The sequence below is a fragment of the Vibrio sp. 10N.222.55.C6 genome (genome assembly GCF_041473395.1).
Taxonomy (GTDB): Bacteria; Pseudomonadota; Gammaproteobacteria; order Enterobacterales; family Vibrionaceae; genus Vibrio; species Vibrio crassostreae_C.
This window is the reverse complement of record NZ_JBFRSD010000014.1, coordinates 22,768-46,181: the sequence shown is the minus strand read 5'-3', so window position 1 is coordinate 46,181 and position 23,414 is coordinate 22,768. Positions and strand designations below refer to the sequence as shown.

The following is a 23,414-nucleotide window of genomic DNA, read 5'->3' as shown; positions in this document are numbered from 1 at the left end:
GTTAATAAGTTAATAAGTTAATGTAAATTATATTAAAAAAAGAATAACCTTGAATTCTAATTTCAGCACCGAGCCTACTGCATAAATACAACGTTGCTAATCTTCTTTGAAAATAACGTCTAACGCCCAGGACTCTGGCTCTCAATGTGCCAAAGTTTTCTTGTCGCTCTTGAGCGGCTTTGTTGAAGCGCTCATTTAATCGCCAATTTTTGAGTTGAGAGCCTTTTCCTATATTCTTATCATACCTTGATGTATTCACTCTCATAATCATACCTTACAAACACAATCAATCCAGGCGTCAACACTTCAAAAAAACACACCTACCGACAAACCAATTATATTGCGTGACCGAGGGCGGATTGATATCTGATTATCAGGCGACATTATGGATAATTGGCAGAGTGAGCAACGCACTTATGATGGAACAGGCTCATCCCCAATACCCTGATAGCACAATAAGAGCGTGACATTATTTGAGACTGGTCTTCAAACAGCCCCTACGCCAACTTCAAGGTCTCATCGATAATCTATTAAAAAGAATGGGGGACGCAGATCTAGCCTGTCCAGACTATACCTCTCCTTCTAAGCGCTTATCTCAACTAGGTCTTAAGAAGCCCGCATTCAAATCCACATATAAACCGAATGAGGGGCCGTAGGGGCACTGTGTGAAAAAATTGATATAGATGCAGACCATGTTTCAGCGGATAAAATGGACGATACCGATGACGTCTAGGACGCATTATCGAGCAAATTTCCTGAAGCCGATATAATCATTCCTCCCAAAGATAATCTGCTTGCTGTCGACGCTCGCAATCCTAAAAGGATGAGAAATTTAGTGGCGTATCTGCATTAGGTCCCCAATTACACAGTAGAGACTTTGAAAACAACAACAGGAAATGATGCTAGCGGCATGATTTACACAGCTTGGTATGCCCGACAGCTACCGAGTCGCTTAATGATGTCAAAAGACAAAGTGGGTTGAGTACTGCAACAAAGCCACGAGAAGTCGAGAAACAACGTTTACTTCAAAACTAAACGAGACTTCAAGGCGGCGATAGACCAATTTTTTCTGTGACTCTTCCAGAGATCGCAGGCTCTTTGGCATCTCAGATTAATGATAATTTTTAGGTACTCAAACCTGCACCTTCAAGTTGATTCAATATATATGTGCTATGGGTGGGCTTTATTCTGTCATAAAAATCCAATTTTAATGCGAGTTATCTATATATTTCTGCTGCTTGCTTTGACATCATAATTATCTCTTTCAGTTTGGCTTTAGCGACCTCTTGCGCCATGTAATGCCTAACTAAAAGCAGTTAGGTGTTGAAAAACCCATCCTTCGATAATTAGTCTCAAGAACATCCGAGATCATAAAAGCAGTAACCTTCTTTATTTCACCTCCGCCTTTCTTTAAATCTCGAATTATCTCCCTACCATTTTCAACACTCGCTCTTTTAACCGCTCCCGGTCTATTAAGCCTAGTGTTAACAATGTTATCGGGGTCTGACATCACTTGAGATATGCTTCTTTTTTCTAATGCAGTCCAATCCTTAACCTCACTAATCACTACATTTTCACCTTTATATGAAGTTGAAAAGTATAATTTATTAGAATCTATTACATCTGAGCCCAAGGTATCAGAGGCACTTTCTAAAAAATCGTCATTGAACTGCAAAGCCTCTGTTACGCTACTTTTAGTACTTTCATTTGGAAATGGTATTTTACCTTCCTCAATATCAGCCAAAATATTTTTGTTCTTTTCAAGCATACTTTTTACATTCTCATATAGCTTTTTCCTAGCTTCTGAATGTTCCAAGGGTTTATCTAAAACTAACTTTTCAGTAGAGAAACCGACTTTTGAAAGCCTTGCCTCCCCATTTTGAATTATTATTTTCGGCCTGATCGAGTCTAATTCACTTGGATTTATTTTAGTTACATCAATTTCAAGACTCCCAGACATCGAGCTAAATGAAATTGCAGAGAGTAGCAATATCAAAAATGTATTTATAAGATATTTAATTTTATATTTTCTTCCCATCATGATTCACCTCTTCAAGGAGTAATTGGTCTATGGTAATCCGGGGAAAGGAGAAGCCAACCCATTGTAATTCCCCTCAATAACATCAGAAACTACAAAAGCGGATATTCACCTAACGTTCGGATTATTTGACTTAAAATCTCTCACCACACTTCTATCTGTTTAGCACTGCACCTTTAAGAACCACATTAGTATTTACAATGTTGTCTGGATAACATGACGCAAGAGAAATACGCTTGCTCTTAACCTTAGGTCGCTCGAACGTTAGACATCAAAATGGATTATCCTTTGATTTAATTAAACTAGTGCCTCTTCCTATAGTCTTGATTTTTAGTTAATCAACTCAAAAAAATCATTTTTAAAACTTTATCTAAGATACTTTTTCCCTGCTCCCATCACAATATTCGACCTAATTGGCGTGATGCAGGCGCATGGGTGGTCCTGTTTGAGAAACAGGAACCCATAAATTGATAGTGTCATCAAGGTACCTAATTATTTTATTATTATCTTCATCTAAAAAAGGAGTTGAGTTAAACGCTAGCCAATCAAAGTTTCCGCTTGAATATTTATGTACTTCTTGAGAAGAGTAATTTACGAGTTTACTGTTTTTATTTAGCGCAACCAGGTCGTCACGTAAATCGCTCAAGATTACAGCAGCGGCTTCATTTTCCCAATCACTTAACTTTTGTAGCTTCTTCACGTAATTATCGATTAATGCGCCCACAACGTTAAAGTAACTATTTTGAATAGAGCTAGTCATTTGAGCATAATCAATGAATCGTAATGATGTCTCATAGTTATCACCACCTTGTAGACTCATTAATGAAACAGCATCATTTAATGCAACATCTACCTTTTTCTTTAGGCTTCCATCAGCCACATGTTTATCGATTTTCTCAATAAGCGAATTTAATTTTTCTTGACTGATTGGCTTTAATGAAATTTCTGATTTATCTACTAATTTAGTATTAACCAGGTCTTTAGCTGCATGATAAGAACTCATAATTTTGTTTTTAAGGGTGGAATGTTCCTCTCCAATTTTCGAATATGCATCATTAATTAATTTTGTAAACTTGGTCTCATCAGTCACATCGACGCCTTGGCTAATTAGTGACTTTGTTATGGCAAAAATAAATGGAGCAACATCAATTTTGGATTTAATATCATTCATGACAGAGCCTTGAATTATTGAGCTTTCAATTGGCATAAATATCGATATAAAAATAAGAAAACCTTCTTCAATCTTTACCTCTGAATAATCAAGGTTTTTCAAAATATGATGCCCAAAATATAACCAAGAATAGTATTTTTTTAGAACATCATTATATGGGGCTATCATTGATTCCTGAAGACTATGGATAAATTTTGTATCTGTAAGCATATCTTTGAATTCAACAACAAGATGATCGCTATTGTCATATATTACATCTACTGTCCTCTCTAAAACTGGGAAAAATACATCATTCAACCAACGCATATTTGGTATTGCAACATTTTTTATCGATTTTGAAAATCGGATGCTGTTTGTGCCTTCATATGATGGATGGAAATTTGCATTATTTAATGGGACATGTCCGAAACTGCTTATGTATTTCTTCCCTGTCAATGAGGTTGAATACCAGTATTTTAAATTTTCCTTTAATCCGATTAGGTGGCTAATAGTTACTGGTAATTCACTTGAAACGAATTGCGTGGTTATTGGGGTGGATACTGTGTTATCTTTGAAATATTTATCTACTCTATTAGAGTAATTATCATTAATCAATCTATATGCTAATTTGTGGAAACTGTTTTTATATAATTCAACTGTTAATTCTCCAAAATGTTTATATTCATAATTATAAATCTCATCATTATCACCTCGGATTATTTTTTTAAGCTTTAGTAGTGATGCGTCTGTTTTATCAATTGCTTTTGAGTAGACACCCATCAAAGTGCGATCGGACTCTTCCATCTTGTTGATGACCCCAGCCATTTTTATATCACCATAAATTGCAATCCCTTCAGCGATGAGAACACCTATAACTGGGTTTATAGCTTCCGCAATTGACTCGGAGAAAATTGAGCCGATAACTTCCCCTGCAATTTCCGGGGCTATGTAGGAGCCCAAAAGAACGGCACCACCAGTGATTTCATCAGCATTTTTATTTTCTATGCCGTCAAGCAATTCTAATCCACCACTTACAACGCCAATAGCTCCACCAATTTTCTCTGCCAACTCCATTGCTCCGGTTTCAAATTCTGGTATAACCTCACCAATTTCTTCATTAGTAATCTTTTGGCCAATGGGAGTTTCTTTTTCTGATATCGGTGAGATGTCCTCTTGAAAATCATCAACCTCTTTTTCAAGAGTTGTAGTTTTACATGCTTCCCCCTCATCCAAAATAAAATAGAAAGAGTTAGCACTATTGGCAAATAATACCGCTCCGATTGATAGTCCAATAGTGCTTATTTTAAACTTCATTGTCCATTCCCCCGCCTAAAATATGATTTTTTGAAAATTTTGATGGAATTAAAAAATTGGTAAAACTGACAATAGACTATTTCAATCAATCAATAAGAACATTTAAATAATTTATGTTTTATTTATATTGAAAAATTATCATCTTTACTAATTCAAGGAAAAAGCATGAGCCACACCAAGAGTTTTTGACTCTGAGTTAAGTGAGAAAGAGCTTGCGGTTGAAAATGCAGCTAGAACAATATTAGTCAAAAACAAGATTATATGTAGTAAAGCGGAAAGGGCTTTCAATAAAGGAAATACAAAGGTGTTTGAAACATTATATAGTTCGTTAACTTTACCCAATTACATTCAAAGACCTTTCAGTTATGACGTAAGTGTTGATATAGGGGCGTCAACGCCAGTTTTTCCACTTAATGAAAATAGAACGTCCAATACGAGCCGATAATGACGAGAGAAGATCTGCGCCAAGCACTCTTCGAATACATCGAGGTTAATTATTACCGAACAAGAAGGCACAGTGCACTTGAATATCTAAGTCCAGTAATTTCTTGTCACTTAGCAAACCAGTCAGTCTGACAAGTGTAGAGCACCCTTATCAAATAGGAAAACACATATTCATATGAAGGTAAGACAACTTTTCCCTCACCAAATTTTTGTGAAAGAAAAGACTCTACAAACAGTTACGCTTCCCCAATTTATAGACTCGTCGAAAAAAGATAGATAAGGTAAAGGCTCATTAAAACAAAGAAAAATCCTGCAATTTTATTGCCCCACTGTTCAATGTATCTTGACACTATATGTGCCCGCATCCAGTAACCAATGACAGCATACATCGAAAGCACTAGTGCCGTCGAAATACCGACAATCCCCAAACAGATCATATAATCACTGATATTACTATTCGTAAGGTCAACAAAACTAGGTAAGATAGAAGCATAAAAAAGGATAGTTTTTGGGTTCCCCATAGCTATAGATAGCCCGGCAAAAAATTCCTTTGTTGAGAAATCAGACGTTGAGATATCGGTTTCACTTAAATGAGGAGAAGCCGCAATAATTAGACTATAGCCTATCCACCCTAAGTATATGGCACTAACAAATTGTACGAAGTGATAGATTCCTTGGACGCCGTTCTGAGCAAGTGCCGTATTGATGCTAAAATATGCAATGCTAAAAAATAACATAGCACCTATGACAATTCCTAAGGTCGTTATTAAACCCGACTTAAGCCCGACCCCCATACTTTGAATCATCACTAGCAACACACTTGGACCAGGTACTATTGATAGTAGCGTAATTGAAGCTGTAAATAATAAGATTGTGGTAATGTCCATGCCATTGCCTTTTAATGGTCTGTGCCTACGTAAACCCACATAGGTTTAATATCTGCAACATGAAAGCCAAACTTCTCGTAGAATCTAAATGCTTGATTATCACCAAGTAAAACTTTTTGATGGAAGTGTTGGTATTTTTTCATGGTCTTGCTCATCAATTCACTGGCAATACCTTTCGATTGATACTCTGGAAGTACTAACAAATGGCTCACGTACACAACTAAATAGCCATCGGAAATAGTTTTTACTAGACCGACCAAGCGTCCTTCTGAGTAGGCGCAGTACAGTGTGTGAGCCCCATTAAGGGCGAGCATAAGTTCATCAAGTTTATGTGCCGAACTCCAACCTACAGATTGATAAAGTTCAAAGACATCCTGACGTTCAGGAAGAGTATTACAGGTGTATTCAATTATCATTATCAGATTTCCTTTAAGTTTCGATGTAAATAATCATTATCAATAAGTGGCCAATAATGCGCTGATTTTCTCGGTTCTAAGTGCTCACTAGATTTATCGAACAGGTGCCACTGTTCGTTTTCGTTGGCACTCATCAACGCATCAAGAATCAAAATATCGTGTTTCTCCAAGGTTGAAACCGATGATTTTGTGATTATCTGATCAATAATATTTTGGGGTTCTTTGTATTGTATAGAAACCTGACTTGGAAGAAGGCTCTCAAGCAGATACCTAAAATCGACTTTTTTACTAGGATAAAGAGCCAATATTTGGGGGGGATAAGAAATCTCTAATTTAGAATTAAAGATTGAGACTATCGCCGAGCAAGCTACATCGATTGGCGTATAAGATACATTACCATGGTTGATAACAAGTTGGTTTAGCGACTTAAAGACACGTAAAGAGGAAACTAATAAAGAATTGCTATTCGGCACTTTATATTTGTCTGATGGCATCAATTCCCCTACTCTCGAAATCGATACTTCTATATTAAACTTAGTGAGTTCTGTGACTCGCTTTTCTCCTTCAAACTTAGTCTGGGCGTACCCACTCACTTCAGCGCTCGAATTATTGTTTATCAATTTTTCAACAGCCAGACTCGACACGTAGTGAAATTTACGTGCGTTTGCACGAAGAGCAAATTTGCATACTTCTGTTACACCTTCTGCGTTAGTTAAACGTAATGCTTCTGAGCTCTTGTTTAAGTTAACGACTGCCGCCGTATGAAGAATATGAGAAGTATGAAGAGCCAACTGATCATACCTTTCCGAAGATAATCCCATCTTATCTTGCGTGATATCACCAGCTACGACTGTTACACGCTTCCAATCAATTTGATTCTCAATTTTGTACTGTTTTGCACAATCAATTAACCTTAACTTTGCGTTTTCGTCAGAACTTGCTCTCACCAAACAAGTTGCTTTATGACTACTCTCTACGAGCAATTCACATAATAAATGAACCCCGAAATAACCACTTGCTCCAGAAATAAAAACGGATTCAGTAAATGATAGGTGACTAACTGGTCCTGAATACATTTCAATATTGGTCCTGAATTCTTTAGTCGAGCTACTGGTAACCGAAGATTCCAATTCACTAATCGTTAATATACTGGCTATGTCTTTAGATGAGATCCTTTTCCCTAGCTGTTTTTCAATATCTATGGCTATGCAGAGCAGATTGATTGAATCAATCCCTAGTTCCTCAAAACTCTTTTCTGGCGCGATGTCAGAAGAGACACAATAGTTGGACAGAATATTAACAAGTTCGGGGATAAGGCTGCACTCTGCTTCAGTGTCCTTGAAAAGCTTCAGAAGACTGGCTCTCTCGATCTTTCCGTTGTTGTTTCTTGGAAAATCATCTACTTTTACTATTCTTTGGGGTATGAACTCCGAAGGTAAACTTTCAGACAACGTTTGGCGTACATCTTTTTCATCTACGGCCGAACTCCCAGTTACCACCGCCAAAATTTGTTTAGAGTTAGCATTTTCATCTACGGCGACTTTAGCGCATGAAATGCTTGGAATAGCCTCGAGCGCCATTTCAATTTCTGTCAACTCAAGACGAACTCCATTCAATTGGACCTGGCTATCTTCTCTCCCATGGAAAAATAAGACCCCATTCTCAAGGCTTCCTATATCACCCGTTAGATAACAGGGTTCATAATCGCCTGAACTACGCCTAATACTTCTAAACTTGAGAGTTGTTAATTCTGGAAGACCAAGATAACCGAGCCCTAAACCAACACCTAACACAGCAATTTGTCCCAAGACACCTGGTTTATTTATTTCGTTGAGTTGGTCGTCCAGCACTACATAACTAGTGTTGGCTATAGGAAGACCCAGTGGAACACTATTCTCCTCGTTCCCGTTAAAGTGATGAAACACGAAGCCAATGGAAGCTTCTGTTGGTCCATATGTATTAGTGACTTGGATCCATGGACACAATAACCTAATAGTTTTTATCAACTTGAGAGATACCTCTTCTCCCCCAACAAGAATATTCCTAAAAGACTTAAAGTAGTCACTCCCTCTGGCCCTAGAAGCCATATACTGTAGATAAACCCCTAAAACAGAAGGGACAAAGTCTGCCATTACAATCTGCTCTTCCCTGATAGTATCCAATGTTGCTTGTATATCAAGAATCCCTTCTCGCATTGGAATAACTACTTTGCCACCAGTCGTTAACGGCCACAACAATTGCCAAAGTGATGAATCAAAAGTATGTTTGCTATTTTGTAAAACTGCATCACCCAGCTCAAGTTGAAAAGCTTTGGACATGACGTCAAACCGGTTGGCTAACCCTGCATGCTGATTTAGGCAGCACTTTGGCTCGCCAGTGGTTCCTGATGTAAAAAAACCATACGAGATAGCTCCAGGTTCAGGTAATTCAAACGTAATATTCTGGGTTGGCAAATTTACAGTATGGTCGTAATATATACTCGTCTGACAGGCATATTGCTTGGTAGTAGCTATAACTATCTCGGAATCAATAGTCTTTAACATTTTGGCCATTCTGGCCTTCGGGGTATCTACATCTAAGGGAACAAAAGCACCACCGGTCATCCAAACCGCCAACAATGAAATAACATAGTCAATTCCCCCTTGTGAAATAATAGGCACAATAGTTCTTGGGGAAAGACCAGCTTCTAGTAACTCACTTGACAATTCCTGAGCATGGCATATTAAATCAACGTAACGTATGCTTTTACTACCTTGTTTAATCGCTACAGCATCAGGGGAGAGTTGAGATTGATGTAGTATTTTTTTTAATACAATATTAGATGACATAACTTACTCGTGGCATATGGTGTTTAAATGAAAGGCTATTAATTGAGCTAACTCAAGTATTTGCTGCTCCGTGTGTTGACTACAGAAGAACAGTGGCTCTTCTATCGTTGGTGGAATTAAATAGCCCTGCTCACAGAGTTTTTGATGTAGCGAGGAAAAAATGGTTTGATCTTGCTTCTGGACGTCATCCAAAGAGGTGAGATTAGTCAACGACTCAACAAGTATTAAGCTAACCAATGGTCCTTTCTTTACAACATTGAAGTTGATACCGTACTCTTTAAATTTGTAACTCAACTCTCTTGTAAAAACGTCAGTAATCGCGTCAAGTCCTTCATAGACACTTCCATCTTCTAATGAGCGTAACGTACTAATCCCTGCGGTCATTGTCAGTGGATTCCCAGCGAAGGTCCCACCTTGGAATACACCACCTTCATTACTAACTTGCGCCATAACAGAATCTGAGCCGCCATATGCGCCAATTGCTAGACCACCACCTATTATTTTGCCAAATGTTGTAAGGTCTGGATAAATTCCCAACTCATTTGAAACCGGACCAAACCCAAATCGGTATCCAGAGACAACTTCATCAAAAATCAGCAGTGAATTTTGTTTAGAACATAATACTCTCAGTGTTTTTAAGAACTCTATTTGCGCTGGCACTAACCCCATATTAGTGGCAACGGGCTCAATGATCACTGCAGCGATTTCATCACTGTACTGGCTAAAAATCGATTTAATCTGCTCTATATCATTATATCGACAAGTAATTGTGGCGTTTTTGAAACTTGAATGTATGCCGTCCGTGCCGAAATTATCAGAAATTTCCTTCTTATTAGCACCACTTAATATAGTGTCACAATGACCGTGGTACCCACCGGAAAACTTCACCACTATTTGTTTCTGTGTAATCCCCCTAGCTATACGTAGGGCAGTCATTACAGCCTCAGTACCGCTGCAGGTGAAACGAACTTTGTCTATGTGCTTTGAAGAGTTAACTATTATCTTTGAAAGCTCAGCTTCACTCCTATGAGTTAAGCCAAGTACCAATCCCCTAGATGCCTGCTCTTTGATCGCGTCAACCACACAATCGGGTGAGTGACCCAGCAAACAGGGACCTAACCCCATTATAAAATCGACATAACGAGTACCCTCAGAATCCCAAATATATGAACCACTCGCTTTATCAGCTATGATTATTGGCGTGGTTACTTCAGAGAATTTTCGCCCTGGTGAATTTGCTCCACCCGAAATGTAAGTGGCGAGCTCCTTGATAATAGTGTGACGTGATCTGTTACTGTGCTTCATAATGTCGTCCCTAACTATAGATATCTAGAGTTGTCTCAATGGACAGCTCTCTTTCAAGATCACTCGTTGAAGCCCAATCCATATTAACGATCAATCGACGTGAATCTTTTGTCAGAGGGTGCACTCTGTGTAATGTCGTTCCGGATTTGAAAAAATAAAAACCGCCCTTGTTGAAATGATAAGACTCAATGGCATTATTAGTAATGACGTCATAAACCGCGGGATTTTTTTTATCCCACTTAGTATTATGAATACATTGCGTGAACCCACCACACGACGCGTCCGGAATATCAATTAACCAAACAAGACCGAAACTGAAATCGTCCCAATGCCACCCATGAGTATCACCTTTCCGCTCAAGTAATGAGATTGCAATTTGCTCATCTTCAATTGGGCATTGGTGAACGATTTCACCAGCTATATGTGAGAGAAAGCGTCGGAATGGTCTAGAATCATAAATGGCGGCAATTAAAGGCGAATTTTCACGGCAGATGGTATTTCCTACTGTGATCATGTTACGTTCGGTATCCGAAGTTTCTTTGACAACCAAACTTTTTCGCTTGCCATAATGTTCCACTAAGTTTGATGCTTCCTCACTCAATTCAAGCCACAAATTTTCTGGCAGTATATCGGCGATGCAAACCAGAGGCTTTTTTGAAAATTGGGATTGAAGCTTACAAATATCTGCTTGAGTTAAACTGTCTATAAAATTCTGAAAAGCAGCGTCAATCCTTGATTGTCCATATTGCATGATGAATGTATCCTCATAAATTAAAGTTTTCATGCTAGATTCGAGTTTATAAAAATCAAAGAATAACGCTTAAATTCCGTTTTTTAATGAGGGAAGATAACTATTTATCCAAATTTATCTGCAAATGAATAAACAATTTATTACGTCTGAAAAATATACCTTTGCAGTCATCTCTTAAGGCGCGACCCAGAACAACGATAACAATACAAATATAACTAGTTGGAGTTTCCACTCAAATATCCTTTGAAACTATAATAATGACTAAAATAAATGTGACGACTGTAGTCATCTTGATAAAATGCTTAAAACCCATCAATTAAACAATTAATTTATGATTTAATTTATTCCCCTCGGTTTTTTGCGCAACTCAATGGAAATAAGTCAGCAACCTATGATCTGAGCAACTACATTCACTCTCCTTCTTAGCCTCATGGATTGATGAAGAGACGATAAGCAGGTGGGCGCAAAGCAAACCGAATAAGCGCGGGAGACCACGTCGGTTTAGTGATTTAGCTCTCACGACAGCGCTCATGGTGAAACGCGGCCACTGAGAGCGCTACAAGGATTTATCGACTCGATATTTAGACTTGCCCATGTTCCATTAAGTTGTCCGCATTACACTTGCATCAGTCGTAGAACAAAGCAAGTTGAGGTCTCATTTAAGACTAAAACGAGAGGAGCAATACAGTACCTAGCCATTGATGCTACTGGCCTTAAGGTTTATGGCGAAGTTCTTCCGAACTTACTGAAACAAACACGTCAAAGCACCCTTGAGGTATCTGGTGATGGCGCTTACGACACGAGATCGTGTCACGCTGCTATTAAGATTAAGCGAGCCGTTGCGCTTATTCCCCCCAAGAGAAGGGGCAGCCTTCTGGGAGCGTGGCCATCCTAGAAATCTCGCAATGGGCAGCTAGAAGTTATACGGCTCAAATAAATATTGGAAAGAGCGGTATGGTTACCACAAAGCCTATCAACAACTCAAAATCAAAAAACGGATAATTATTAATTATTAATTACCCTTCAACCTCTTGCGATAGCTGACAAGAAGAAGCATAAATACGTCAGGTTAATAATCGCCCCAATAATGATGAAAGTCGTTTCACTTAACATCTCAGCGCATTCAAGCCGACCGCATTGTAATAATTGAAGGAACTAAAAAGATGTCACTACGTTACGTCATATTGACGTATTTAAATGAAAACCCCCACTCAGGTTACAGTGTCACCAAAGAAATCAACAAATCCCATTATTGGAGCGCCGTCCTACAGCATACTTATCGAGAGATTAAGGTATTGCACAAAGAAAGATGGATAGAAGCGCATGCGAACTGTGCTTCAAAAGGCAACGCTTTCACTATCACCGAACTTGGTAAACAAGCGCTAATTAACTGGCTATCGACACCGGTGGCCACCTGTCAGCATAGAGATTCGTTTTGTATAAAATTGATGAATCATTCTCTCGCACCAACAGAATTAAGCCGTGAGATAGACCTCAGCATCAAAACCACCCTCACGGTATGTCAATATTACGAACGAACCTTGAAACAACCGCAATTAAACGCTCGTCAAACCCTTATCCTCAAAAAGCGACTCGCAGAAGTTCAATTGAATTTGGATTGGTTCCAAGACATCCAGAAGACCTTGTTTTGAAAACGTCCACTCAAAGCAAAGTCGTTAAAAAAGAAATTGACCACATCGCCAAATACATTACACCTCAAGTTCATTCTGGCCCCGTCAAGCACGCACCCAGAATGAACTTGAAGAGAACGACATCAGCCAAAATATTAAAATAGTGGGATTGATTCATAATAAGGAGAACACCTCATGGACAAAAGAACCGTACCAGCCCATCAGCGCATGGAAATACCGCTTAAACCCAACCACGCCTTACCATATCCAAGTAAAACCGTGCCAGAAAAATTAAAGCAGCAGACCAAAGTTCGTCGCCGCATTGAAGACATCCTTGAAGCCCAAGAATTTGATGCGCTTTGGAAGGATGGGTGAAATAGAAGACAATAAAGCACGGCCGCTTTGTCGCGTAATTCAGTTGAGAGACCATTTTTCACCGTTTGATATGCTTTTTAATCAATACGACAGGTTTCAGGCATCCCAAGCTTCTACAGCGCTTTGAGCATGTCTAAGTTTATGAAAGTAAACGTTTGTGATAACCAGACCGCTGTTTCCAATACTTATTGGAACCGGACACCTCCGGGCAACCAGCCGCGAGATTTCGGGAGGGGGATGAGCTCAAACGCGAGTTTAATCTGAATTGCATAGTAACAAGACCTCGTGTCATAGCGCCATCGCCAGATACCTCTATGAGACTTCGGCGTGTTTATTTGAGTAAGTTCGGGAGCACTTCTCCACCGGTAACATTAGATAAACTTAACTCAGCAGCAAGGATTTCCGGCGTCTTGGTATCGACCGCTAAGTGTAACTTTCGCCATACTCTAAGCTTCCCATCTGAACAAGGTTTTTACTTCCTACTTACCTTCACCATAAACCTTGATGCCTCTCTACTCAATGGCTAGGCACAGCATTGCGCCTCTTGCTTTTGTTTTAGATGAGATATCTACCTCTTTTGCATGGCGAATGATACTTTTGTTATGTGGGCAGCTCAACGGAACATGAAGCTAGCCTAAATATTGAATCGATAGACCCTTGCAGCGATCTCAATGGCATAGAGAAGACTCGTTTCACCATTAACGCAGTGGTAGTAATAACTAAATCACTGAATCGACGTGACCTACCACGCTGGTTCTGTTTGCTTTACGTCCCCCCACTTATCGCCTCGGGACCTATCAGAGCTAATAGGAACTAATACAGGTAAAGGAGACCTCTTTTTATTTGTACTGCAATTTATCTAACTCATAATTGTCCGTGCGACCTGAAGTCGTATGAAGCGTTGTTCACCACGCAGAGTGAACCATCTGTATCACCAGATGACCCTAAGAGCCTGAATAAAGCAGCGGCTCTGACAACGTAACGAAGCTTGGTCGTTAGGCTGTGCGGGAGCAAAATCGTGAGAGGATGTTCCTCCTGATAACCTCAAAATCGGGTGAGTGCTAGGGAGTCAATATGATGAATGTAATGTGAATCCATTTAAGGCGCGTTATGTGATGAAACAGCGGAAGTGGTTAATACGCTGTAGCCAAAAGGCAACGAGAGTCGGAAAGAGATTGGACAATGCTCTTTCGTGGTCATTGTACTCTCCGCACCATTGTGGGCATCTAAGTTGACATTTTTACGCGACATACGGAACAGGGTAAGCCTGTATACCTCCCTATGGGAAAGCTACCTGTGAAGGTGGCCGATAGGTATGCAGGTAAAGGAGGTTAGAGAAAGCAAATGCCGCTTTGTAATGAAGTGGATACAGATTTTTATCTGGCGCGAAAGCGAGCTGACTTCTAACTGGTCTCCCGTTGCGAAAGAGTTTGAAGAACTTTATTGAAGAAGAAAAGCAAATGATGATTTCGAATGAAATTAGTGCATCTTCTTACAACGAACCGTGGTCTCTCAATTACTGAGTGCTCATTGGCGAGGTATTAAAGCTTCAAGTGCGTATCGCAAAGGTAATTAACACGAAGAGCTAATGTTGCGATCAACTTTTGGTCTCGCTCTAGTCCTATAACGATTTAATTACTGGGTGCTTCACTGTGCCTTTGTGGAGGCTTGAGCCGTATGCAGTGAAAGTTGCACACGGTTCTGAGGAGGGTGGCACCTGGTAACAGGTGCCGTCTATCCGACATTTCCTTTCGGCTTGAAGAGATTTGGCGGATCAAAACCAAACTAGAGATTGATAGTAGTTGGATGTAGCTTGCGTTACTTAACTGAGCCATTCTTGATAACAAACTAAGATCGAGTGATTTTCTCTACTTCCGGGGTTGCGAGGTCTCTTCGCAAAATAGGATATTTAGCCGTGTTAAGCAGATTCAGAGAAAAACAGACCTTGAAGTTCAATTTGAGAAAAAGACAAGAACTCAACAGAGTCTCATGAAATGGATTTTGATGACTTCCAACAGCCAGCAATTTTCTTTTCCAAGCCAAATGCGAAAGCAACAACCGATTAAGTATATACAGGCTTAAATTAAAAGTTGGAATGTTCGATTTTCTTCTTTGATTTGTAGGCTTTCATTGAAATTTTTAAGACAAGTTGTTCTTGTTTCGTTGAAATGAGCTGCTTAGTTAAAGCTTTGTGGTGTAGGTCCGTGATAAAGTTTTTTTCCCAAGGCGTAAGGCGGTCAAACCTTAATAAAATAGTGTCATTTAGTACATTGAACAACTCGTATTGGCTTTTATCCATTCGACTGCTGAGCATTCAATTAGAGCACTTAGCTAGAGAAATGACGTTAAGGCTTTCTACGTTATCATTTTTGCCTAAGGTAATGATTCGATAAGAGACCCCCCTCTCTAATAGTGGTCTTATTTCGATGTTGTCACAAAAACTAACGGCGACTTTTTCTACTAAGCTGTCCATATTCAAAGTTTTCTTTTTTACGAAAATAAGAGTGACACTATTGCCCTCTGACTGAGCATTTACGAGTGTGATTGAGCCTAACTCTTGTGGCAGTTGGCTTGAGATAACCGTCGCTCTATAATCGGCAAGCCCATTAGATTTTATTGGGCTTATCTGACAACCGTTAAGCATGACACTGACGAAGAAAATTACTGTTGTTCGTAGCATTATGCGCTTCTTCTCCCTTTAGGTGCCTTAAAATATTTATGGATATAACGTGAAGACATAGAAGATAAGAGCGCACTGTAATCTAAACTGAATGTGACTTTTTCCCCTACAAGTAGTGGTTTCTGTGAGGATTCAAGGACAAAGTGATCGCTAGTTGAAGACATGATCTTAATCCCATTCGGAGCCTTAAGCCCGCTGACACAAACATCTTGGCGGCCTAATGCCAGAATAGCTTGTGATACCTCCCCTCTATCTTGAAGGTTTTCTTTTTCACCAAAAGCATTTAACCCCCGACTTCCCCAAGGCAAAGTCGGTTTAATCTTGGATTCAATCACTTCAGCGGTCAAAGAAATCGCATCCGTATGTAAGCCTTCGATATTTTCGTGCTCTAAAGGCTCACAGCCTAAAAAAATTGCTTCTCCTATACGAAGGTTATTGACTCGAGTTAAGCCTGTTCTCTGAAGAGCCCAGTTAACTGAAGCAGAATTACCCCCTGAAATAATTTCTAGATTGATCCCAAATGTAGCTTCAATTCCATCGGCAAGATCAGAAAGAATATTCATATTTTTATCATCTGGAGCGACACCATACCGACAAGCTAAATTCGTACCAATTCCTTTTATCGTGATGTTTGGTAAAGAAATAATCTCTCGGATAAAATCAATCACGCGATTCGGCATCACACCTTCTCTGAGATCGCCAAGCTCAACCATAATAATGATACCGTGACGGCAATTTTGTTGTTCCGCTGCATGTGAAAGCCTCTGAATTACTTCAACTTCAGAATTTAAACTCATATCACTGTATTTTATTACACTCGCCACTTGACTGAGCATGGGCGTACGTATCAGCATTTTAGGGATAGCAATGCCTGATTCAGTCATCTTTTGAAGGTTTTCCATTCTTGAATCGGCTAACATTGTTGCGCCAGCATCAATAAGAACTTGTGCGATGATAGGGTGGCCGAGGAAGACTTTTGTTACAGGTGTAACGGATATATTTTTTAGTGAGAGCTGAGTGAGCAGGTACTGAGCGTTATGGTGAATCTTCCCACAATCAATGTCTAATCTAGGGCAGTTCACCCTTTTGCGGCCAGTTTTCTTGCTATCATAGGGAAGGCTGACGTTACGATGTGCAGTAGATGTTCGACAGGCTGTGATAATGCATCAGTAACCGGTATACCAAATTCGGTAGTGTAGCTGTCTATCGCACGACAGGTTTCATCTAAAGACATATCTTCATGATTCAGTGTTAGTCCAATAACATCGGTATTAGAAAACGTTTCGATAAGATTTATTTCTGAAGCAATCGAAGGCATTGGGCAATCAGGAAAATCACTACGATATAAACGTTTAGGAGCATGTTGCAATATCACACCCGCTGGACAACTGCCACGTAAGATAAATGCGCTGGTTGAAAACGCAGGATGACTCAAGGCTCCTTGCCCTTCAATAATAATCAGGTCCGGATTTTCTTTTTCATAGGCCTGTACAATGACAGATTCCAACTCACCGGCACAAAATTGTGAAGGGACAGCATCGAGTGCAACGCAGTATTGTGCGCCTTGCATAATACCTGTTTGACCAGTGGCAATCAGAACGACGTTAAGGCCTTTTCTAGTCAGTTCATTCGCCAATATTGTTGCTGTTGTTCGTTTTCCTAGCGCGCAATCCGTCCCCATTACAGCAATTCTCGGACATTTAACGTTGTGTATTTTGCCGCTAAACGTTTTCAGATCGCCTTTACTTTTGGGTTTGCGAGTATCGAATATTCGAACGTTATTCTTTAAGCTAGCTTCTAAAAATAGAGGATCATCAGTTAGGAATTCATGCAAGCCATTTACGATGTTCATTCCTAGTGACATGGCATTTAAAATGATGCTTTTATCTAAGTCAGATAAAAAACCACTTGATGGCGCAATGCCAAAAATGAAGTAATCGGGAATGCTTTCCGCGTGAATGATAGCTTCTTCAGCATTGGCAAGGATCGGTATTCCATTGGCTTTGTTATCAAGTACTTCTCCAGCATCTAAGCCGGCAGATACACTATCAATAACCGATAGAATACGATAGCTTAATGAATGCCTCACTAGCCCATTAGCGGTTTTACCATCAATTTCACCGAAATTACCTTCGCAATATATAATTGCCGAAGGGATGACAGGTTTCACTTTCTGAGCAAGTGGTAGGCAAGGAGCAATATGAGTTACATTGTAGTTGGTTTTGAAATTTTCAATTCTAGTGAATTTGAAGATGTTTCTTAACTTTTGGGTTGAAATGGACATAATTAAAGCCTGCGGTGAGGCTTAGGAGGGCAACTAAGGAGTGCCGAGATGCGAGTTCGGAAAAGAAAAGAAGTCCCTACTAAGCGGTAGGGATAAAAACCAAGGTAACACACTTACCAGACTATTGTTGGTTAATATTAAGACACTTCTGCGTCTATCACTTTGAAAATTAGCCCTTACTAGAGTGAGTTATCGCCCGAGAATCGACTCAATTAACATCCTAATATCAACACAGATACCTAAACCGTTCAACTTCCTCATCAGTACGTGTTGGCATTGCTTTGATAAGTCTTCCTCTGCGCTTGGGAGCTCGTCTGTTTAGGTTTGGATGCTCTCACTTTTCGATTTTTAGGTTTACTCATAAACTGACCTGATAATATTCCACGAATGACTTCCCCTATCGCCTCAGAAGATAGCGATACTTGCGCATCATTCACATGGGCAAACGAAGCGTTGACGGAATACGCTTATGACCTAACAACTGCGGTGCCATTCATCATTTTTGACAAAAGACCATCTCAGCCCCGTCACCTCTTAAATTAGACAACCCATTAAAAGGAGCAATTTTAGCACCTTAAAACGATTTTAAGCTGCTTTGGCTCTTCCATACTTAAGATGTGTGATTAAGCTATTTTTTACGGTTTTGCTTAATGCCATCACAAGGATTCTCCATACAAGACGCTGCTGAACAGCATACTTAAAAATAGAACGAAGCACATCAAGGTTACGGTTGGCAGCGCCAGCCTAAGTCAACTAAATTCATCAAATCAACGTTGTACATGGTATGAATCAAGGCTACTGACGGGATAGCACACAAACTCTGGCAATAAATGTCTTTTCAAGGCACTCCTTGCTGTCCCTATCGAATCAAATTTCCATGTCGTGCACACCATAAACCATACATGACTCCTTAACCAATTCATCAAATTTATTGCAGGATTATTAGACAAAAAATCCCTTTATACAGAAACCAGTTCCAACGTGTTCCAATCTTAGCCGAGTGGTTAACTCGCGCAGCTCAAGAATCTACCTTACCGCCTTTTGACCACTTTTTTCTTAATTCAAAAAGAGTGGCAAGAGTTGAAAATGGCGAGTTGGCTACATAACTGTGGAAAAATCACGACACCCGAAGGTGTGGTCAAAAAAGCAACAAAACTGGAAGCGATTTATAACCGGATCCACGAAGTAAGAATACGCTTCAAGCTTCTTAAACGTGAGGAAGAAATTACGAAATTGAAGTCTTTGGTGCAAGCGTATCCAGTTGGATGGTGAAAGCAACTAATAGAAAATTGTGAACAGTTGAATCAATATTTTTAATTTTTAGCTCAGCTTAATTTGGGAGCAGAGTTTATCACACCAACTGAACCTAATATCGTCTCACGAATGTGGACTCTAACCTTAAGTAAACAACTCGGTACATCTTCAGAAGAAATGAAGCAGTACACGAAAAAAGATAAATACCCAGCCGAAGCAATATCAGGCGAATAAAGGATAAATGCACAACTTAGGTATTCAGAGCGGCACGTTAACAGAGAAAGAACGGTTTATCATCAACGATCACATTGTTCAAACCATCCATATTTTGGAGTAGCTACCGTTCCCACGACATATTCGAAACTTGGCAAAAATTGCGGGAGGCCACCATGAGAAAATTAATGGTAAGTGTAACCTATGGGCTTAACGGGCTCAGAGATGCCTCTTACCACAAAAGTCATGGCCATTGCCGATCTCTTTGAAGCGTTGACCCTGCTCTGTTCGCTTTTTTTTTAAGTTCGAGGGTTTGTAAACGTCTTACTGATGACTATTTACAGCCTGAGCAAATTGATGAAGTAAACATTAACGATTATTTAACGTGATATCGACGTTAAGAGCCTGTTCCTAGTCGTCATAAAGAGAAGAGGCCGATACGCGAACGTTGTTTCTCTCGTCCTTTCTACTTTCTTCGCAAACGTAATCTTCTCGCATCGGCTCAAAACTTGTTACGCCGTCACAATATATAATCCTGACACCTTAACCTAGATTGCCTTCTTCTAGTCTTATGGAGTCGGTAGATTCGAAATCCTTAACGAGCACCTCATGTACCTAAACCGCCTTTACGGTGGAGTCAAAATCGGTCGAATTCACCTAGATATGTCTCGGCGGATCTTGTGGGACAAACTGTCATGCGGCCTCCTAAAAACTGCATCGAACATAAAAACAAAACCCAGTACACTTAAACGTCCCCTCAACCGTTTTCATGAAACGTAAAGCTGGAAAAAACAAGCCCTATTTTCGTGCCAACCCCCTCATTACAGCGCTGCAAGATGTGTTTTCTTTCCATCTTGGTGGTGTAAATGATCCGGCCTACATAGCTATTGAGCTCCAAATAGCACAAATCATGAAAAACCAAACCGGCTTTCTTTTGCGCGAGCTGAGCGGTAATTTGCAATGCATCGATGGTATTACGCGCCATTCAATCGACTTTGGTAACGTGAATAATGTCCCCTTCCCTCGCAAAGCCCAACAACTGGTTTAGCTGTTAAATTTGAACGTCGGACGTTTAGTCTTGGGTACTGACACGGACATAGACAATTTTCATGAAATAAGCCTAGAGTAAAACCAAATTTGGCGCCTAGTACTGTTGCCATTATCCGACACAGCATTGAACCATCCAGTTGCAAATTCTGATTAGCAATATAGACGATGATTTTATTTTCCATGCTCACTTAGAGTGCTTTGAGCACTTGTGAGGTAAGACGTGCAATACGGCTGACTTCTACAAACACCAAATTACCTATCCCAACCTTTTTGGTAGAGTCATAGAGCCCGTGCTTTTAGTTTGCTACATATTGGTTGTCTGAAGAGACTCCTAAATATGCGTAGTTCACCATGTTTTCACCTTAAATAAGATTATCTAAGGTAGACAAAAAAGTGAACGGATATAAGAAAGTGCGAACAGAGTCAGACAAAAAGACAGCACCGAAATTCGGTGCTTTTTGAAAATGTGAGAGCTAGCTTACAAAACGTCTCTGAGGTTTTTACGCTCTTCAATTTCTTCTTGTTCCGGGATAGTTCCAGGCAGCGTAATTTTTTTTGGATTTTGCTTAATACTTTGCACCGATCGAACAGACTTAGACGTCTTGGATTTCAAACTGAATACCTGTGGATTAATCGTAAGGTTTTGTCTTACTTCAACCGCAAACCCTTGATTTTCATTTTCAGGTAAATAATTACTCTTAAGGTACTTAATCGACAGGAAATCCTTGTTTCTCTTTAACGTAAATAAGCACTTTGTTAATCGCATTATCGACGTTAAACCAGCCCCAGATGCCATGGTAATTTCTTGATTACCACGAATTTCCTCTTTATTCACATGATGAACAAGCAATAAACTAGCGCCTGATTCACTGGCAAGGCTTTGGAAGACATTTTTGATTAAGCGATCGTGTTTGACTTCCTCACAACGGCCTATTGACTCAGTCACGGTGTCTACTATCACTAAATCGAATTCAGAGAAAATTTGTTTGAGTTGTTCTAAATACTGCTTATGTTCTACTTTTTCTTGTGCAGAGCTGTCGGGCGGGATCACTATCGGTTCAATGTCCGTTAAAAAATGTAGATTTTTTTTTAGCTCTGACTTAATGGTGGCAGTGCAATTAACCAGCTTTTCTTTCATTCGAGATTGAATCACGCCAGCCCCGTCTTCTGAACTCAGTACCAAGGTTTTAGCCGGTTTGTCGGCCGCGCTCATCCCTAGTAAAGACATTGAAGAAGCGTGTTCCATCGCAATACAAAGTGCAAGGTGAGATTTACCGACATTCGGTGCGGCAATCAACATACCTACATGCCCTTTGAGTAAGCCTTTTATACTGAACTCTAGGCTTTGGCTCGCAGGTGAAGACATCAAGCTATCAAGAGATTGAGTAATCATGATTTACCCTCCCCAATATAAAAGATCTGTATACCATTACCAACATCGCGAAATTGAAGACTAAAATCTTTTTCAATTTGCACGGCATTGGCCAACAAATCTTTTCTTAGATCGCTCCGGAAGCTATGGCTGACTTTAGAAGCAATAGACTGAATGTAACTATCGAGCGCCCATTCAAACTTTTTGTTATGTAAAAATTCTGCTTTGTGCGTGGTAATGTATTTTAAGAATGAGCGAACTGACGGTTTACTATAGTTGGTCATTTTGTGTTGTTCTAATCGATAATAGTAACCATGGTCGCGTATCGCTTGTAGCAAGCGCATGTCTGGCACTAAGAATACATGGTTAGTTAGATTCTTACTGTTTTTACGGCCGGTTTTGAATTTACTTCGATCACAATAGAAACGGTAATCTTGCACAAATTCTAAGGGCTTTTTGCCTACAACGTTCTGTTCTTCATCGAGTTCATTAATCACCAAATGAGCCGTTGCCAATTGAGTAATACGACGCTCAATTTGATCGTAGTTCGGACGAGTTGTCGCCATTCCCATTCGGGTTGCTAGCTCATACATACTCATCGATAAAACGGTTGCATCCCGGTCAATAAAAGAGTCGAAACCATCTTGTTGAGTGTCAGAAATATCACCATCAGAAATGGTTTGATATACTTGGGACCAATTTAAACGAGATCCCGCTTCATAAGAAGCATCGTCGAGTTGAATAGTTTGAGCATAGGCCAGCATAGTCTCGAGGATATCGCGATGAGGTTGTAGGAGATAATCTACATGTAGATCAACCCTGAAGCTTTTCCCATAGCTATTAATATTAACACTCTCTAATGGGTGATTTGGATCTGTACCACCACTCTGAGCAATTTGAATCAATTTTGACTGCATCGTTGAAGTCAAACGAGAAGCAGGATGAAAAATAGTTGCTCGAGAGAAAAGAATCGATGAGATAAACCGATTTTTTCGGTCTTCTTCATTAATAACCGTCAGGCTAGAGTTGGATGATAACGTCATGATCATTACCTAAGAATGAGATAGTATCATTTTAACAGATAACCTTACTTACCTCATCAACTTCGGTAGATGTCTATATTATTTCGGTAAATATCTATAGCTCGTCACATAAATTATGTATAAATATCGGTAAATAACTACTTTTTTCGGTAAATGTTTAGTTACTTCGCAATGATCAAACTATGTATTTAATTCATAATTTATCTAATGCTTTGATCGTTTTATAACCAATTTAGGTTAATTATCATAAGTTAACTTAAATTAATGATCTTACCTTTTTTTTAGATCGGCTAATGTTAATACTAAAAAATCTTATTTCGGTAAATGTTTATATTTTTGATCGTTTAATATCAATATAAAATCGGTAGATGTTGATATT

At 39.5% G+C, this 23,414-nt stretch carries 16 protein-coding genes and 8 pseudogenes; 8 read left to right on the top strand and 16 right to left on the bottom strand.

What is annotated here, in order from left to right; all coding sequences use genetic code 11:
• Window positions 1-473: 473 nt before the first annotated feature.
• Together AB4486_RS11835 and AB4486_RS11830 are read left to right on the top strand one after the other, a co-directional pair.
• Window positions 474-656, top strand: a complete 183-nt coding sequence (locus AB4486_RS11835) for a transposase (protein WP_229648109.1) — start codon at window positions 474-476, stop codon at window positions 654-656.
• Window positions 657-997: 341 nt separating this feature from the next.
• A pseudogene (locus tag AB4486_RS11830) lies at window positions 998-1,128 on the top strand (IS630 family transposase); the annotation flags it as partial.
• Between the two features lie 178 nt (window positions 1,129-1,306).
• Here the strand turns inward: AB4486_RS11830 and AB4486_RS11825 are convergent.
• Window positions 1,307-2,041 (bottom strand): hypothetical protein, encoded by a 735-nt coding sequence (locus tag AB4486_RS11825; RefSeq protein ID WP_132968965.1) that lies wholly within the window; start codon window positions 2,039-2,041, stop codon window positions 1,307-1,309.
• 406 nt (window positions 2,042-2,447) lie between these two features.
• A complete protein-coding gene (locus AB4486_RS11820; RefSeq protein WP_371729309.1) occupies window positions 2,448-4,502 on the bottom strand; it encodes a hypothetical protein in 2,055 nt (684 codons plus the stop codon).
• A 401-nt stretch (window positions 4,503-4,903) separates the two neighbouring features.
• Here AB4486_RS11820 and AB4486_RS11815 point away from each other — a divergent pair.
• Window positions 4,904-5,078 (top strand): annotated as a pseudogene (locus AB4486_RS11815) (IS3 family transposase); the annotation flags it as partial.
• A gap of 119 nt (window positions 5,079-5,197) precedes the next feature.
• On the opposite strand, the gene AB4486_RS11810 reads toward AB4486_RS11815, so the two are convergent.
• From AB4486_RS11810 to AB4486_RS11790, 5 genes are read right to left on the bottom strand one after another with little or no spacing between them, the layout of a single operon-like run.
• Entirely contained in the window at window positions 5,198-5,833 is a 636-nt protein-coding gene (locus AB4486_RS11810; protein ID WP_229648111.1) for a LysE family translocator, read from the bottom strand.
• Between the two features lie 11 nt (window positions 5,834-5,844).
• The gene (locus AB4486_RS11805) at window positions 5,845-6,249 is read right to left on the bottom strand and encodes a GNAT family N-acetyltransferase (protein ID WP_229648112.1); all 405 of its coding nucleotides are present in this window, start codon (window positions 6,247-6,249) and stop codon (window positions 5,845-5,847) included.
• A 2-nt stretch (window positions 6,250-6,251) separates the two neighbouring features.
• Entirely contained in the window at window positions 6,252-9,077 is a 2,826-nt protein-coding gene (locus AB4486_RS11800) for an AMP-binding protein (protein WP_229648113.1), read from the bottom strand.
• Between the two features lie 3 nt (window positions 9,078-9,080).
• On the bottom strand, window positions 9,081-10,382 hold the full coding sequence (locus AB4486_RS11795; protein ID WP_372117238.1) for an aspartate aminotransferase family protein: 1,302 nt from the start codon (window positions 10,380-10,382) through the stop codon (window positions 9,081-9,083).
• Between the two features lie 10 nt (window positions 10,383-10,392).
• Complete coding sequence (locus AB4486_RS11790; protein WP_229648115.1) at window positions 10,393-11,166, bottom strand: hypothetical protein; 774 nt, start codon at window positions 11,164-11,166, stop codon at window positions 10,393-10,395.
• 389 nt (window positions 11,167-11,555) lie between these two features.
• Between AB4486_RS11790 and AB4486_RS11785 the strand changes: the two are divergent.
• The 3 genes and pseudogenes from AB4486_RS11785 to AB4486_RS11775 all read left to right on the top strand — a co-directional run.
• Window positions 11,556-12,047: pseudogene (locus AB4486_RS11785) on the top strand (transposase); the annotation flags it as partial.
• Window positions 12,048-12,296: 249 nt separating this feature from the next.
• Window positions 12,297-12,785 (top strand): PadR family transcriptional regulator, encoded by a 489-nt coding sequence (locus AB4486_RS11780; RefSeq protein WP_102428398.1) that lies wholly within the window; start codon window positions 12,297-12,299, stop codon window positions 12,783-12,785.
• Between the two features lie 174 nt (window positions 12,786-12,959).
• Complete coding sequence (locus AB4486_RS11775; RefSeq protein ID WP_016800071.1) at window positions 12,960-13,139, top strand: hypothetical protein; 180 nt, start codon at window positions 12,960-12,962, stop codon at window positions 13,137-13,139.
• Between the two features lie 142 nt (window positions 13,140-13,281).
• Here the strand turns inward: AB4486_RS11775 and AB4486_RS11770 are convergent.
• Window positions 13,282-13,904, bottom strand: a pseudogene (locus AB4486_RS11770) (IS5 family transposase); the annotation flags it as partial.
• 945 nt (window positions 13,905-14,849) lie between these two features.
• Here AB4486_RS11770 and AB4486_RS11765 point away from each other — a divergent pair.
• Window positions 14,850-15,209: pseudogene (locus tag AB4486_RS11765) on the top strand (hypothetical protein); the annotation flags it as partial.
• Window positions 15,210-15,222: 13 nt separating this feature from the next.
• Here AB4486_RS11765 and AB4486_RS11760 read toward each other — a convergent pair.
• The 4 genes and pseudogenes from AB4486_RS11760 to AB4486_RS11745 form a co-directional block, all read right to left on the bottom strand.
• Complete coding sequence (locus AB4486_RS11760; protein ID WP_016800070.1) at window positions 15,223-15,453, bottom strand: hypothetical protein; 231 nt, start codon at window positions 15,451-15,453, stop codon at window positions 15,223-15,225.
• Window positions 15,454-15,819 (bottom strand): type II secretion system pilot lipoprotein GspS-beta, encoded by a 366-nt coding sequence (gspS2, locus tag AB4486_RS11755; protein ID WP_016800069.1) that lies wholly within the window; start codon window positions 15,817-15,819, stop codon window positions 15,454-15,456.
• Window positions 15,776-16,901 (bottom strand): annotated as a pseudogene (locus AB4486_RS11750) (alanine/ornithine racemase family PLP-dependent enzyme). Before AB4486_RS11750 ends, gspS2 begins: the two are co-directional and overlap by 44 nt.
• Complete coding sequence (locus AB4486_RS11745) at window positions 16,898-18,103, bottom strand: DUF1611 domain-containing protein (RefSeq protein WP_017103259.1); 1,206 nt, start codon at window positions 18,101-18,103, stop codon at window positions 16,898-16,900. The pseudogene AB4486_RS11750 and the gene AB4486_RS11745 overlap by 4 nt, the downstream one beginning before the upstream one ends.
• Before the next feature lie 1,086 nt (window positions 18,104-19,189).
• Here AB4486_RS11745 and AB4486_RS11740 point away from each other — a divergent pair.
• Window positions 19,190-19,375 (top strand): hypothetical protein, encoded by a 186-nt coding sequence (locus AB4486_RS11740; RefSeq protein WP_017103258.1) that lies wholly within the window; start codon window positions 19,190-19,192, stop codon window positions 19,373-19,375.
• Window positions 19,376-20,384: 1,009 nt separating this feature from the next.
• Here the strand turns inward: AB4486_RS11740 and AB4486_RS11735 are convergent.
• From AB4486_RS11735 to AB4486_RS11720, 4 genes and pseudogenes are all read right to left on the bottom strand, one after another.
• Window positions 20,385-20,621: pseudogene (locus AB4486_RS11735) on the bottom strand (recombinase family protein); the annotation flags it as partial.
• 91 nt (window positions 20,622-20,712) lie between these two features.
• Window positions 20,713-20,973, bottom strand: a pseudogene (locus AB4486_RS11730) (resolvase); the annotation flags it as partial.
• A 125-nt stretch (window positions 20,974-21,098) separates the two neighbouring features.
• The gene (locus AB4486_RS11725; protein ID WP_017103257.1) at window positions 21,099-22,013 is read right to left on the bottom strand and encodes an AAA family ATPase; all 915 of its coding nucleotides are present in this window, start codon (window positions 22,011-22,013) and stop codon (window positions 21,099-21,101) included.
• Window positions 22,010-23,035 carry a hypothetical protein gene (locus AB4486_RS11720; protein ID WP_016800063.1) on the bottom strand — a complete coding sequence of 342 codons (1,026 nt, stop codon included), beginning with the start codon at window positions 23,033-23,035 and terminating at the stop codon, window positions 22,010-22,012. Before AB4486_RS11720 ends, AB4486_RS11725 begins: the two co-directional genes overlap by 4 nt.
• Window positions 23,036-23,414: the final 379 nt, after the last annotated feature.